General features: G+C 68.0%; 15 protein-coding genes. 3 read left to right on the forward strand and 12 right to left on the reverse strand.

Annotated elements, in window-relative coordinates; translation table 11 throughout:
* Positions 1-36: 36 nt before the first annotated feature.
* From RIL96_RS13350 to RIL96_RS07195, 3 genes are all read right to left on the reverse strand, one after another.
* Complete coding sequence (locus RIL96_RS13350; protein WP_374761861.1) at positions 37-339, reverse strand: nuclear transport factor 2 family protein; 303 nt, start codon at positions 337-339, stop codon at positions 37-39.
* A 104-nt stretch (positions 340-443) separates the two neighbouring features.
* The gene (locus RIL96_RS07190; RefSeq protein ID WP_310548336.1) at positions 444-905 is read right to left on the reverse strand and encodes a DUF3592 domain-containing protein; all 462 of its coding nucleotides are present in this window, start codon (positions 903-905) and stop codon (positions 444-446) included.
* 63 nt (positions 906-968) lie between these two features.
* Complete coding sequence (locus tag RIL96_RS07195) at positions 969-1,763, reverse strand: alpha/beta fold hydrolase (protein WP_310548337.1); 795 nt, start codon at positions 1,761-1,763, stop codon at positions 969-971.
* 358 nt (positions 1,764-2,121) lie between these two features.
* Between RIL96_RS07195 and RIL96_RS07200 the strand changes: the two genes are divergently transcribed.
* Positions 2,122-2,784: a 50S ribosomal protein L25/general stress protein Ctc gene (locus tag RIL96_RS07200; RefSeq protein WP_310548338.1), complete on the forward strand. Its 663-nt coding sequence runs from the start codon at positions 2,122-2,124 to the stop codon at positions 2,782-2,784.
* 179 nt (positions 2,785-2,963) lie between these two features.
* Here the strand turns inward: RIL96_RS07200 and RIL96_RS07205 are convergent, their stop codons facing one another.
* From RIL96_RS07205 to RIL96_RS07240, 8 genes are read right to left on the reverse strand one after another with little or no spacing between them, the layout of a single operon-like run.
* Positions 2,964-3,530: a Na+/H+ antiporter subunit E gene (locus RIL96_RS07205; RefSeq protein WP_310548339.1), complete on the reverse strand. Its 567-nt coding sequence runs from the start codon at positions 3,528-3,530 to the stop codon at positions 2,964-2,966.
* Positions 3,527-5,365 carry a proton-conducting transporter transmembrane domain-containing protein gene (locus tag RIL96_RS07210; RefSeq protein WP_310548466.1) on the reverse strand — a complete coding sequence of 613 codons (1,839 nt, stop codon included), beginning with the start codon at positions 5,363-5,365 and terminating at the stop codon, positions 3,527-3,529. The genes RIL96_RS07205 and RIL96_RS07210 overlap by 4 nt, the downstream gene beginning before the upstream one ends.
* A complete protein-coding gene (locus RIL96_RS07215; protein WP_310548340.1) occupies positions 5,365-6,894 on the reverse strand; it encodes a complex I subunit 5 family protein in 1,530 nt (509 codons plus the stop codon). Before RIL96_RS07215 ends, RIL96_RS07210 begins: the two co-directional genes overlap by 1 nt.
* A complete protein-coding gene (locus tag RIL96_RS07220) occupies positions 6,891-8,441 on the reverse strand; it encodes a complex I subunit 5 family protein (protein WP_310548341.1) in 1,551 nt (516 codons plus the stop codon). The genes RIL96_RS07215 and RIL96_RS07220 overlap by 4 nt, the downstream gene beginning before the upstream one ends.
* Positions 8,441-8,815, reverse strand: a complete 375-nt coding sequence (locus tag RIL96_RS07225) for an NADH-quinone oxidoreductase subunit K (protein ID WP_310548342.1) — start codon at positions 8,813-8,815, stop codon at positions 8,441-8,443. Before RIL96_RS07225 ends, RIL96_RS07220 begins: the two co-directional genes overlap by 1 nt.
* A 5-nt stretch (positions 8,816-8,820) precedes the next feature.
* Positions 8,821-9,780, reverse strand: a complete 960-nt coding sequence (locus tag RIL96_RS07230; protein WP_310548343.1) for an MnhB domain-containing protein — start codon at positions 9,778-9,780, stop codon at positions 8,821-8,823.
* A complete protein-coding gene (locus RIL96_RS07235; RefSeq protein ID WP_310548344.1) occupies positions 9,770-10,084 on the reverse strand; it encodes a cation:proton antiporter in 315 nt (104 codons plus the stop codon). Before RIL96_RS07235 ends, RIL96_RS07230 begins: the two co-directional genes overlap by 11 nt.
* Positions 10,077-10,376: a hypothetical protein gene (locus tag RIL96_RS07240; protein WP_310548345.1), complete on the reverse strand. Its 300-nt coding sequence runs from the start codon at positions 10,374-10,376 to the stop codon at positions 10,077-10,079. The genes RIL96_RS07235 and RIL96_RS07240 overlap by 8 nt, the downstream gene beginning before the upstream one ends.
* A 154-nt stretch (positions 10,377-10,530) precedes the next feature.
* On the opposite strand from RIL96_RS07240, the gene pth reads away from it, so the two are divergent.
* Complete coding sequence (gene pth, locus RIL96_RS07245; RefSeq protein WP_310548346.1) at positions 10,531-11,109, forward strand: aminoacyl-tRNA hydrolase; 579 nt, start codon at positions 10,531-10,533, stop codon at positions 11,107-11,109.
* Between the two features lie 8 nt (positions 11,110-11,117).
* The gene (locus tag RIL96_RS07250; RefSeq protein ID WP_310548347.1) at positions 11,118-11,789 is read left to right on the forward strand and encodes a YoaK family protein; all 672 of its coding nucleotides are present in this window, start codon (positions 11,118-11,120) and stop codon (positions 11,787-11,789) included.
* Positions 11,790-11,792: 3 nt separating this feature from the next.
* Here RIL96_RS07250 and RIL96_RS07255 read toward each other — a convergent pair whose 3' ends face one another.
* Positions 11,793-12,293, reverse strand: coding sequence for a DUF2505 domain-containing protein (locus RIL96_RS07255; protein ID WP_310548348.1), 501 nt, complete (start codon positions 12,291-12,293; stop codon positions 11,793-11,795).
* Positions 12,294-12,393: the final 100 nt, after the last annotated feature.

Genomic DNA, 12,393 nt, shown 5'->3' on the forward strand with positions numbered 1-12,393 from the left:
CAGGCCGCCCAGTGGGCAAGCCAGATCAGATGTCACCTATCCGTGCGGCAGTCCCTGACTCGTCCGTGAGGCAGTTGCGTGGTAGATCAGGACTGAGCTCGTAGCGCTGATGGCGATGCAACGCGGGTTATCAATGGTGTAAGAGGACCACGCTGGGGAGTCATTCAAAGTTGCCGCGATCGTCGCCCTATCGAGCACCATGCCATTCACGAGGATCATCAATGCTTCTGGCATCATGATGCTCCCGTAGAACGACCCTCCTTGCTGACGGCAGAGGGAGTCCCATCCACGGTGTTCGAGAGCCAGTAGATTGTCTAGCTCGAGTTGCTCTGTACCCATCCCGCAACATTAGCGGTGAGGTCACGCGAGCGGAACGTATAGGTGCGGGACTGATCCACATCGAGATGACAGTTGAGGTGTCGGACCGCGAGAGCGACCGCAACCTACTGCTGCAGGATGATCCCGGCGATGATGCCGACCAGCCCGATCAGGATGATCAGCCCGCCGAAGACGAGGGTGAGCGTCACGAGGGTCAGCGCCCGCCGGTCCCGGATGGGTACCGCAGAGCGTGTGGGCTGCTGCGGGTCGACGACGATGTCCAGCGGCTGCCCGATGAACTGATTCCCGGTGTGTGCGGTCTTCCACCCCGGAGGATTCACCCTGAGATGGCCGTCTTTCGGCTCTGAGACCCAAGACCGGCCCTGGAACTGGTACCGCACGGTCGGGTGGTAAGCCCAGGTCGTATCCACTGAACTGGGACGCACCGAGATGATGACCGCCTGCAGCGGCACTCCACCGCTGATCAGCTCGCCCCTGGCGCGCAGCCGCCTCACCCCTAGTGCGAGCAGGCCCGCCAGCGCGGCCAGCGTGACCAACAGCCCCAGCAGGGGCATCAACAGGCTCATGGACAGTATTGTGCCTGACTCCGACGTCGTGTGGGACCAGAACCGTACGCCACACCCGAGGTTCTACCCGAAGAGCTGATCCAGCAGGCGCGCAACCTCCTCAGGCTGCTCCACCCCGGCCTGATGAGAGGCATCGGCCACCACCACAGCCGTGCACTGGCTGACCCGCTCAGCAATCATCCGCGCATCCTCGGCGGTGGTCACCACATCGTGCTGCCCGGCGATGGCCAACACAGGAATCCGAATATCCGCCAGCCGCGGCCGCATATCGAAACGACCGATCGCCAGGCACAGACTCCGGTAGGTCTCGTCATCGGCGGCCCGCAGCGAGGCCGCCAGTGTCTCACCGACCTGCGGGTTCGCCTCCAGGAAGCCGGGAGCAAACCACCGCTGCATCGACCCCTCGACCATCGCCCCGGTACCCTGCTCACGCACGGTGGCGGCACGGTCCGTCCAGCCTTCGGAGTCACCGATCTTCGCCGCCGAGCACACCACTGCCACCCGGGAGAACAGGTCGCTGTGCTCCAACCCCAGCTGCAGAGCGATCGCACCACCCACAGATATCCCCGCGAAATACACCGGAAGCTCAGTGAGTCCGGCCTCCGCCACCGCCGGGCGAACCGCCTCGGCCACGCCCCGGGCGACGTCATCGAGGGTGGCCTCCTCCTCGTGCCAGGTGGGGGAGAGGCCGTGGCCGGGCAGGTCCACGGCGATGATGTGCGAAGTCGGATCCATATGCCGCGCCGTCACCGCCCACGTCCCGGCAACATCAGTGCCCATCCCCGGCATCAGCACCACCACCCGGGCCGGGTCCTGAGGAGACTGCAGAGTAGTCAGGGTCAGTGCGGGTGTGCTCATGATGTGCCAGCCTCCTGAGGCTCTCGGGAATCCGCCCGGCTCGCAGCCCATGCCAGGTGCCACGACGACGGAAGAACAGGGCAGGGACCGGCGCAGGATTCGGCGCACAGCCCCTCCCTCTGCATGATAAAGTGATCCACTGTGCCCAGGCGAGGGAGCACCAAGAACCGGCAGGTTCCTCGGTGACTCCGTGATCGACGAGGCGAACGAGCGCACCGAGCTGATCAGCTCTGAGAACCAGATCTCTCGGCGGAAGGCTGTGTGTCAGACACAGAGGTGAGACACCTGCCCAGCGCGTTCCTTCTCGGAGGCGGCCTGCACTGCAATGACAAGGTCAGACCAACGAAGGACACATCCCATGTCAGACAAGATCCAGATCCAGGCGCTCGTGCGTACCGAGTTCGGTAAGGGCGCCTCCCGCCAGGCGCGCCGCGCCGGCCGCATCCCCGCCGTCGTCTACGGCCACGGCGAGGACCCCATCCACATCCTGCTCCCGGAGCACCAGACCACCCTGGCCGTGCGTAACCCCAACGCGCTGATCACCCTGGACATCGAGGGCAAGGACCAGCTGGTCATCCCCAAGGACATCCAGCGCGACCCGCTCAAGCGCACCGTCGACCACCTCGACCTGCTCACCGTCCGCCGCGGTGAGAAGATCGTCGTCGACGTCTCCGTGGAGGTCGTCGGTGAGCCGGCGCAGGGCTTCGAGCACTTCCTGGAGCAGGCCACCGTCTCCGTCGAGGCCGAGGCGACCCACCTGCCGGAGTCCATCGTCGTGGACATCACCGACTTCGAGGAGAACGCTCTGCCGGAGCACCTGCAGCTGCCCGGCGGTGTGGAGCTGGCGATGACCGATCTCGAGTCGCCGATCGTCTCCATCCAGGAGCCGGAGGAGCAGGACCTGGGCGACGAGCCCGAGACCGAGGAAGAGGCCGAGGTCGCCGAGGGCGAAGAGGCCGCCGAGGGCGAGTCCGAGGAGTCTGGCGACTCCGACTCGGAAGAGTCCGACTCCGACGAGTGATCACGCCCCGACGCAGGCCCCTGTCGCACCGAGAATTCGGAAGCGGCAGGGGCCTTGTCGTGTGCTCAGACCGGCCCACGGGATCGGCGTCCCTTTTGCAGTCACGAAAAAGCGCGAATCCGGGGCTGAACGGCCTCGATGATGACTGAAAAAGGGACGTCGATGTGCCAGGGCAGGCCTTAGCCGCGGTCGAAGACCGGTGCGATCAGCTGCTGGAGCTTGTGCCACTGCTGCGCAGGCTTCAGCGAGACCGAGAGCGTGTGCAGCTCGACCCGGTGATCCTGCGGGCCACCGTCCTCAAGCACCCGCTGGACCATCGTGCCGGGCATCAGGTTCATCATCAGCAGCGCCAGCTGCCGCCCGCCCCCGGCCGGCAGCTCCACCGGGGCGCAGACCACCTCCGGGGCGATGCCCACCCGCCACCGCACAGCCCGCAGCGCCACATCCACCCCACCGTGCACGGAGCTCACGGCAAACCACAGGGCCAACCGCACTGCAGCCACCAAACGACGAGGCCACCGGCGGACAGGCACCCCACGGCGGGGAGGGGAAAGCCACAGGCTCAGTGCGACGGCGGCCGCCACCGAGAAGAGTCCGTACCAGGCATAGTCCGCCACAGCTGCGGAAAGCGCAGCCCAGAGCAGACCGAACAGCAGCACCCGCCACCACCCGGCCAGGAGCCATGTGCCGAGCCCGGGGCGCCCGGCCGCAGCCGAAGAGTCCCCACTGGTTTTCCTGCCCGTCACAGCAACCACCCCCTCAGCACAGTGACCACCAGGGCCAGGCTGAGCAGCACCACGAACACCGCACCGGAAACCTCCCAGCGCGCAAGCCCACGCTCAGCTGCCCCCACTCCGGCGGCTAAGATCTCCAGCACCTGATCGACGGCTTGCGAGAGGCCCCGGCGTCCGCCCATGCCATGGGCCTCCACCACATCCAGACCCCGGGCACCGCGTGCACGCAGAACCCGGACCGCAGACTCCTCCGGGACCACCAGATCACCGGCGGCGACGACGGAACCATCGGCCGCGGGCACCCAGCCGGGAAGCCGCCCCACCGCGGCTAACCGCCAGACGGCACCGCCGAGCCCCACCCCCAGCATGATCGGCCAGGTGGCATCCCACACCGTCCCGGCCTCCCACCCGGGCACAGCCACCTCTGGACCACCTGCCGGGAACCAGAAAAGCCCCACCGCCCAGGGCACCACGACGCCGGCCCCGGCCACCAGCAGCCAGGAGAGCAGCTCACCATCGGGGGAGCGGCGCTGCCGCGGCCGGGTACGCGACATCACCCAGGCGAAGCGCATCAGCAGCAGGGTGGAGCCGGTGGCCACCAGCGGCAGCACCCCGGCCAACGGCACCCCCAGCACGGAGATCTCCGCCACCGCCTCCTTCGAGACATACTTGCCGAAGGCCCCCGAGGTCAGCGGGGCACCGGCCACGGCCAAACCCGCCCCGATCATCCCGACGGCCACCACCACGCCGGTGCGGCCCTGAGCGTAATGCCACACCACCGGCACCCCGAGGAACAGCGCCCCCTTGGCCAGCCCGTGGTGGACCGCGTAGATCACCGCGGCCGCCGTCGTCGCAGAGTGCAGCTCCGGGGCGATCAACCCCGCCGCCAGCACCGCGGCGATGAACCCCATCTGCGAGATCGTCGAATAGGCCAGCAGAACCTTCGGATCGTCCTGCAGCAGCCCCACGGCCACCGCCGCGAAAGCACCGAGCAGCGCCACACTGAGCAGCACCCAGCCCGCCGTCTGCGAGGCCGCACCGGCTTCTGCGGGCAGAAAGCGGATCCACCCCATCATCCCGGCCTTGACCATCGCCCCGGAGAGTACCGCCGAAGCCGCCGGAGGTGCCGCCGGATGAGCTAACGGAAGCCAGACATGCAGCGGCACCGCGCCGGCCTTGATGCCGAATCCGACGAGCAGCAGCCCCACGATCAGCCCGGTGTGCTCAGAGGCCGCCACCGCCGCGGCCGCCTCATCGATCTTCATCCCACCGGCCGAGACGGTGAGCATCAGGGCCGCGAGGATGGCGACCTCGCTGAGCACCGACATCACCAGATAGATCCGGGTGGCACGATGCGCCGCCGAGGAGCGGTGGTGGACCACCAGACCGGCGGCGGCGAAGCTCATCAGCGCGAAGGACAGGTAGAACGTCACGGCATCGGCGGCTACGAAGGTGCCGATGGTGCCCAGGTAGCAGACCGCAAGCAGGGAGGTCAGCCCGGTGTATCGGGGTTCAGCGTGGCGCAGCTTCAACCAGGTCACCGCGCTCATCGCCGCCGCATAGAGCAGTGCGGCGACCAGCAGCAGCGCGCGCCCCCGGTAGTCCACTGCCAGTTCGACGCCGAAGAGCATCCACGGCACACTCAGCACCGCCGCACTGCCCGGCTCGGCGGCCCCTGAAGGGCTCACCGGAGCGTTCAGCGCGGTCACGACTCCGGGCAGCGTCACAGCCGGGGACACCACTGCCAGCAGCTTCCGGGCACGGCGGGCACGCGGGCTGGGCAGCAGCCCGCTGAGACCCATCGCCAGCACCAGCAGCACCGGAGCCAGGAACGTGACGGCCAGCATCACCCGAACACCCCCTCAGCGATCAGCTTCGCCGTCTCCCAGGGGGAGAGCGGCAGCGAGGCGACCAGCCCGACGAAGACCACCAGCACTGCGGTGACCACCGCCGGCAGCAGCAAGGTCTTCGGCTCGACCACAGCAGCCGAGCCCCCAGAGCCCTCCGCGCCGTCCGACCTCTCCGGCGCGTGGCACCACATCGTATAGACCACCGGCAAGAAATAGGCCGCATTGAGCAGGGTGGAGACCAACAGCACCAGCAGCACCCACGGGTGCTCCGAGGCCAGCGCCCCCTGACCGAGCTGCCATTTGGAGATGAACCCCGCCGTCGGCGGCAGTCCGATCATCCCGAAGGCCCCGACGGTGAACGCCACCGAGGTCCACGGCATGCGATACCCCAGCCCCCGCATCTGGGAGACCCGGTGGATATGCAGCACTTCGGCGAAGAGCCCGGCGCAGAAGAACAGGGTGATCTTCATCAGCCCCTGATGCACCAGATGCGCCAACCCGCCGGCTGTGGAGAGCACCTCCACCAGAGTGATGCCGATGACGATGTAACTGACCTGGGAGACCGTCGAATACGCCAGACGGCGTTTGAGATCCTGCTGCCGCAGGGCGACCACGGAGCCGTAGACCACTGTGAAGCACGCCAGGACCAACAGCGGAGTCAGCACACCGAGCTCATCGGCGACGTCGACCCCGTAGACGTCATCGATCACCCGCACGATCCCGAAGGCGCCGGCCTTGACCACGGCCACAGCATGCAGCAGCGCCGAAACCGGGGCCGGAGCCACCATCGCCGCCGGCAGCCAACCGTGCAGCGGGAAGATCGCCGCCTTCACCGAAAGCCCGCCGATCAGCAGCACGAAGATCAGCACCGCCTGCACCGGTTCCTGCCGGGCCAGCTCGGTGACCCCCTCCGCGCCCCCGGCCACGAAGTCCACCGGCCCGGCGTGCATGGTCAGCCACACGGTGCCCACCAACACCGAGAGTCCGCCGCAGAGCGCATAGCGCAGGTAGAGCCGCGCCGCCCGCACTGAGGCAGGAGTCCCCCAGTGGGCCACCAACGGGTAGGTCACCAGGGTCAGCAGCTCATAGAACAGCAGGAAGGTGATCAGATTCCCGGAGAAGGAGATCCCGACGGTGGCGGTCACACACAGGCTGAAGAACCCGAAGAACCGGCTGCGGTGGGCTTTGCCCTCCAAATACCCGACGGCGTAGATCGTCGTCAGCAGCCACAGCAGCACAGACAGCCCCGCGAAGAACAGCGCCAGCGGGTCCACCCGCAGCACCAGGTCCAATCCGGGCAAGAACGGAGCGGAGAACTCCGGGCGCAGCCCCTCGACCACGACCGGCGGCACCAACAGCACCACCAGGACCACTTTGATCACGGCCAGGCCGATGTTCACCACAGTGCGCAGCCGCACGCTCTGCTCCCGCATCGGGAAGATCAGCACGGCCGCGGTGACCGAGAGCAGCACCATCACCAGCGGGACGAACCGCCCGGAGAGCTCGACGAGCTGTTCAGTGCTCACCACGGTGCGCCCACCTCCAGCAGCCCGCCCAACCAGGCTCCGAGGAAACCGGTGCCCACGGTCAGCAGGCCCAGAACGAGCGGGGCCCACTGGGTCAGGGCGGGGGTGTGGTCCAGCTGCCACTTCGGCAGCTCCACCGCAGTGCCCTCGTCCTCTGACTCCACCAGCAGCGGGGCGATCGCTGTGACCAGATAGGCCGATGAGAGCACTGTGCCCACCACGATGACGCCCACCACCCAGTACTCGCCGGTGGCCACCGCGGAGGTGGTCACCAGCCATTTGCCGGAGAAGCTCAGCGAGATCGGCAGCCCGGCCAGCCCGACGGCGGCGAGCCCCATCGCCATCACCAGCCCCGGGTGATCACGACCCACGCCGCGCAGCCGGGCGATCTCATCGGTGCCGTAGAGATCTTTGAGGAAACCGGCGGCGAGGAACATCGCCGCTTTGGCCACCCCGTGCCCCAATACGAGTGCCACAGTGCCGACGACAGCCGAGGAGATGACCTCGTCCTCGGTGACATCAGCCCCGGGCATCCCCGTCAGCGAATCTGCCGAGGCGCCGCCGATGAGCGCGGCGAAGAGGAACCAATACCCCACCTGGGCCACCGTCGAATACGCGATCAGCGGTTTGAGGCGGCTCTGCCGCAGGGCCAGCACAGCCCCGGCGATGATCGCCGTCGCCCCCAGCACAGAGAGCACCAGACTGAGGAACCGCAGATCCTCGCCCTGGGGCACGACCCACAGCCACAGGCGCAGCAGCACGAACACCGGCGCCTTGATTACCAACGCCGAGAGCAGCGCGGAGACCGCACTCGGCGCCCCCGCATGGGCAGGGATCAGCCAGGCATGGAACGGCATCAGAGCCACCTTCAGCCCCATGCCCACTGTGATCAGGCCCAGCGCCAGCACCACAGCCGGACGCTGCTGGTCCATGCTGCCGGCGAGCACCTCACGGATCTGCATCACATCCAGAGTGCCGGTCACCGAGACCAGCAGCCCGATCCCCAGAAGCAGCAGCAGCGAACCCAGCACCGCCACGAAGAGATACCGCAGTGCCGCCTGCCAGGAATCCCTGCCGCCGATGGCCACCAGGCCGACGGCGGTCATGCCCACCAGCTCCAAACCCACGTAGGTGTTGAACAGATCCCCGGAGACGAAGACGGCGTGCAGCCCGCCCCAGCAGGCCAGCCACAGCGGCCAGAATCTCCGGTGCCCGATGGCCTGCGGCATGGCCGCCGCGTAGACCGAGACGATGCCGCCGACGATCACCGACAGTGCCAGGAACGCCACGGAGAGCCCGTCCGCGCGTAGGTGGATCCCCAGAGGCGCCTGGTATCCGCCCAGGGCCAGCTCGATGACGTCGCCGTCGACCGTGACCGTCCACAGCAGGGGAACCATCAAGGCCACCAGCGCGACGGCGGTGAGCACTCCGAGCCCGGCACCGAGCCGCCGCTGACCCTCCCGGCTCCGAGGTGCGGCCACCGTGAGTGCCGAGGTCAGCACCGGCAGCAGAACCAGCGCGCCGAGGGTGAACTGAGCCCAGGTCATCACTGCTCACCGTCCGCTTCGGTGCTCTCGATCCGCCGGATCAGCACCGCACCGACCCCGGTGAACGCCACGGTGATCACCAGACCGGTGATGACCAGCGCGGAGAGCACCGCATCACTCTCTGCGCCGGCCTGGGTGCCGGTTTGAGTGCCGGTCTGGGCGCCAGCTCCGGTGCCAGCCTCCGGTGCGATGGCGGCCACGGCCAGCAGGATCAGCAGCGAACCCACTCCGACCACGTTCATCGCCACCAGACGAGCCATCAGATCCCGGGTGAGCATCAGCCGGACAGTACCCGCGATACCCAGCAGCGTGCCCAGCACCAGGTACCAGTGCACAGCGGTGGGCTCGGTCCCCATCACGCTCAGTATGCTCACCGCCATCACTCCTGACTCCCGAGGTGCTTCCGGGTGCTGGGCAGATCATCCAACCCCAGATAGATCATGTAGAGCCCGGCGGTGATGCTCACCGTGAGGAACACCTCGATCACCACGATCGCGGCACCGGCCCACTGCGGATCTCCGCTCAGCCAGCTCCCACCGCTCACCGGGCCGATGAGTCCGGCGAGTACGAAACTGAGCACACCCACCGCCGCCGCGGCAGGCATCCACCGCACAGTGGCCTCGGCGATCGGCGCACCGGCCACGCGCAGCAGGATCAGCATGGCGCAGAGCACCGCACCAGCCTGGAACGCACCCCCGGACTGGCTGCTGCCGGCGAAGAGCAGCCAAAGCCCGACCAGCAGCAGCACCGGAGCGCTGAACCGGGCCAGGGTCGTCAGTGTGCTTGACCGTGGTTGCACACGCAGCCGCGCGGGGTGCTCGGCCCCCTCACCGCTCAACGCCATCACCGCCACTGCGGCCATCAGCAACACCGCGGTCTCCAGCAGCGTGTCATAGGCGCGGAAGGCCAGCAGCACCGCAGTGACCCCGTGATCGACACCGGTCTGCGGCATCTGCTGCTGCACCGGCTGGCTCCACGCGGCGATCTGCGGCACGACCCGACCCCAGACGGCCGCGCAGAGCCCGGTCAGCACGACGGCGGCGAATACCCCCAGCGCCACTCGCCATCGAGCAGCAGCCCGGTGCTGTGCGGCGGGTGCTGACCGGGATCGTATCGCCAGCCAGACCAGCACCGCACCGAGTATCTCGCCGCCCAAGGCGGCTTCAGCCAGTGCCACATCGACGGACCCCAGCCGCAGCCACACCAGAGAGACCACCACGCCCAAGGCGAGGAAGCCCATGGCCACGGCGAGCCGGGTCCGAGGCAACAGTGCGCAGGCCGCCGTCGCGAGGATCCCGAGCCCGAGTAGCACATCGATGGCAGCCAGCTCAGCGCCCATGACGAGCCTCCCGGTCATGTCGGCCCTCGGCCTCGAGCGAAGCCAGCAGATGCGCGGAGACAGAGGCCGCGGCCACGGCGAGCACCCAGATCAGCAGTAGCACCACCGCGGTGGTCCAGCGGCCCAACAGCACCGCGGTCCCGGCGAGGATGAGCCCGAGGCCGAGATGATCCGCCTTGGTCAGCGCATGGAGCCGGGAGCGCTGATCCGGAAACCGCAGCAGCCCGGTGGTCCCGGCGAGGAAGAACAGTGTGCCCAGGAAGATCAGTGTCATGCCGAGGCTGTCGAGAACCAGCTCACCCATCAGCGGTCCCGTGCTCGGCGTCGACGGGTGTACCGCCTCGGGTGCGTTCGGCGTCGCTGCGCACCGCCGCCGTCACCACCGCGGTGCCGGCGAGCACCAGCGCGGCATCGAGCATCCGCGGAGCATCGTTGAGCACGGCCAGCACCGCCGCCAGCGCGATACCGGTGGTCGAGGCCAGCAGAATCACCAGCAGCCAGGCACCGGCGGCGCGCAAGCGAGCGAAGACGACGGCGGCGATGACCAGGTTGAGCACGAGCAGGCCGACCACCACACTCAACACTGTCTCGACCATAGGACCTCTCATCGCACGGCGGACCCCGGGAAGGATGTGATCGTCGCAGGTCACAGCGGTGCCACCGGGGATCTCAGGGTTCCTCCACATGCTAACGTCCACCGCAGGCCCACGGCGACGTGACCGCCGCCCGCTCGCCGATAGAATCGCGATCATGGCATCGCGGAACTGGCTCATCGTGGGACTCGGCAACCCGGGACAGCAGTATCGGGGCACCCGGCACAACATCGGGCAGACCGTCATCGACGAGCTCGTCACCCGGATGGACGCCACACTCACCCGCACCAAGGTCGGTGCCCAGGTGGTCTCCGCCCGGCTGGGGATCGGCGGGCCGCGAGTGGTGCTGGCCGTCTCCGAGGGGTATATGAACCGCTCCGGGAAACCGGTCCGGGCGCTGATGGACTACTTCGACGTCGACGAAGACCACCTGCTGGTGATCCACGATGAAGTGGACCTGGACTTCGGCCGGATCAAACTCAAACAGGGCGGCTCAGAAGGCGGGCACAACGGGCTGCGGTCGATCACCCAGCACCTGGGCGGCCAGCGTGAGTATCTGCGCCTACGCGCCGGAGTGGGCCGCCCTCCCGGCCGGATGGACACGGCAGACTATGTGCTCAGCCGGTTCTCCTCCGCCGAGCAGCAGGAGCTGGAGGGTTTTGTCTCCCGCTGTGCCGATGCGGCGGAGAAGCTCGTCCTCGAGGGGCTGACCGCCGCCCAGAACACCGCACACTGACGCTCGTCATGGCCACACGACTCACCCGACCTCAGCTGATGCTGGCCTGCGCGATGACCGCGGCCGCCGGATTCGTCGACGGCATCGGCTTCATCCACCTCGGCGGATACTTCGTCTCCTTCATGTCCGGCAACTCCACCCGCGCCGGCGCAGACCTCGCCGCCGGGGACCTGCTCGGCTGGGCCAAGGCCCTGGGCCTGGTGCTGGCCTTCGTCTTCGGGGTCATGCTCGCCACGTGGATCACCCGAGGCTCACGCATCCGACGGATCTACGCCGTCGGTGACCAGCCCCGGGCAGTCTGGTTATCAGTGGGACTCTTGGCGCTCGCCGCGGCCTGCGGAAGTCTGCTGCCCGCCGAGGCCGCCGTGGCCCCGCTGATCGCCGCCGCCATGGGAGCAGTCAACGCGACCTTCGCCCGCGGCGGTGAGGTCAGCGTCGGGCTGACGTATATGACCGGGGCACTGGTGAAGGCCGGGCAGCACGCCGCCGCGGTGTTCACCGAAGGGTGGAACACCGCCTGGTTGCGCTATGCCGCCCTCTGGACGGCGATCGCGCTCGGATCAGCCGCCGGGGCGGCCACCTACCTGCTCATCGGCTTGGCCGGCATCTGGGCCGCCGTCGTCGTACTCGCCGCCGCGGCCTGCCTGCTGGGCGGATCCGCCCGGCGCCAGCCGCGGTGATCCTCAGGCGTTGCTGCGGATCCAGGCGTCGGCCTCACGGGACTGCAGCTCCACGAACCGACGCATATACGGCTCGGCGGCGGACTTCAGCTTCTTCCCGATCAGCGGGATCGAGGTGTTGACCTCACCGCGGACCGTGGCGCGAGTCTCCTCGCCCCGGGCGTGCAGGTTCTGCGAGGCCTCCGCGCTGACCGGGGCGGAATGGATCTTCACAGTCATATCCGAGCGGCGGGAGCCGTCCTGATCGGCTGCGCTCCACTCCTCGGTGATGGTGACGGTGACCTGGCCCTTGAGGATCTTCTGCGCGATATCCGGCAGCCGATCCACCGCCATCGACTGCTCGGAGGTGATGGTGAAGGCCCCGGCGGTCTCACCGGAGACCTCAAAGCTCTTCAGCTGGGAGCCGACCTTCGCGGCCAGATGCTCGTGGAAGTCACGCGAGGCGAAGGCCTCGATGATCTTCTGCGCCGGCTGCGGGATCACGGTTTCTGCTTCAAGGGCCACGGGCCTGCCTCCTGGGGATACGAGGTATGCGGATCGTCCCCATCATAGAACCCTGCGATCACAGAACCTGCAGGACTCCCCGCACGCATCCCCGGGTAGG

It is taken from the genome of Nesterenkonia aerolata, from assembly GCF_031470965.1.
Classification (GTDB): domain Bacteria; phylum Actinomycetota; class Actinomycetes; order Actinomycetales; family Micrococcaceae; genus Nesterenkonia; species Nesterenkonia aerolata.

Bases quoted from the DNA above. Each gene is read 5' to 3' on its own strand.
- RIL96_RS07200 (WP_310548338.1), top strand. From the start codon at position 2,122: ATGTCAGACAAGATCCAGATCCAGGCGCTCGTGCGTACCGAGTTCGGT.
- pth (WP_310548346.1), top strand. From the start codon at position 10,531: ATGGCATCGCGGAACTGGCTCATCGTGGGACTCGGCAACCCGGGACAG.
- RIL96_RS07230 (WP_310548343.1), bottom strand. From the start codon at position 9,780: ATGGGCGCTGAGCTGGCTGCCATCGATGTGCTACTCGGGCTCGGGATC.
- RIL96_RS07220 (WP_310548341.1), bottom strand. From the start codon at position 8,441: ATGACCTGGGCTCAGTTCACCCTCGGCGCGCTGGTTCTGCTGCCGGTG.
- RIL96_RS07235 (WP_310548344.1), bottom strand. From the start codon at position 10,084: ATGGGTGAGCTGGTTCTCGACAGCCTCGGCATGACACTGATCTTCCTG.
- RIL96_RS07240 (WP_310548345.1), bottom strand. From the start codon at position 10,376: ATGGTCGAGACAGTGTTGAGTGTGGTGGTCGGCCTGCTCGTGCTCAAC.
- RIL96_RS07250 (WP_310548347.1), top strand. From the start codon at position 11,118: ATGGCCACACGACTCACCCGACCTCAGCTGATGCTGGCCTGCGCGATG.
- RIL96_RS07195 (WP_310548337.1), bottom strand. From the start codon at position 1,763: ATGAGCACACCCGCACTGACCCTGACTACTCTGCAGTCTCCTCAGGAC.
- RIL96_RS13350 (WP_374761861.1), bottom strand. From the start codon at position 339: ATGGGTACAGAGCAACTCGAGCTAGACAATCTACTGGCTCTCGAACAC.
- RIL96_RS07190 (WP_310548336.1), bottom strand. From the start codon at position 905: ATGAGCCTGTTGATGCCCCTGCTGGGGCTGTTGGTCACGCTGGCCGCG.
- RIL96_RS07210 (WP_310548466.1), bottom strand. From the start codon at position 5,365: ATGCTGGCCGTCACGTTCCTGGCTCCGGTGCTGCTGGTGCTGGCGATG.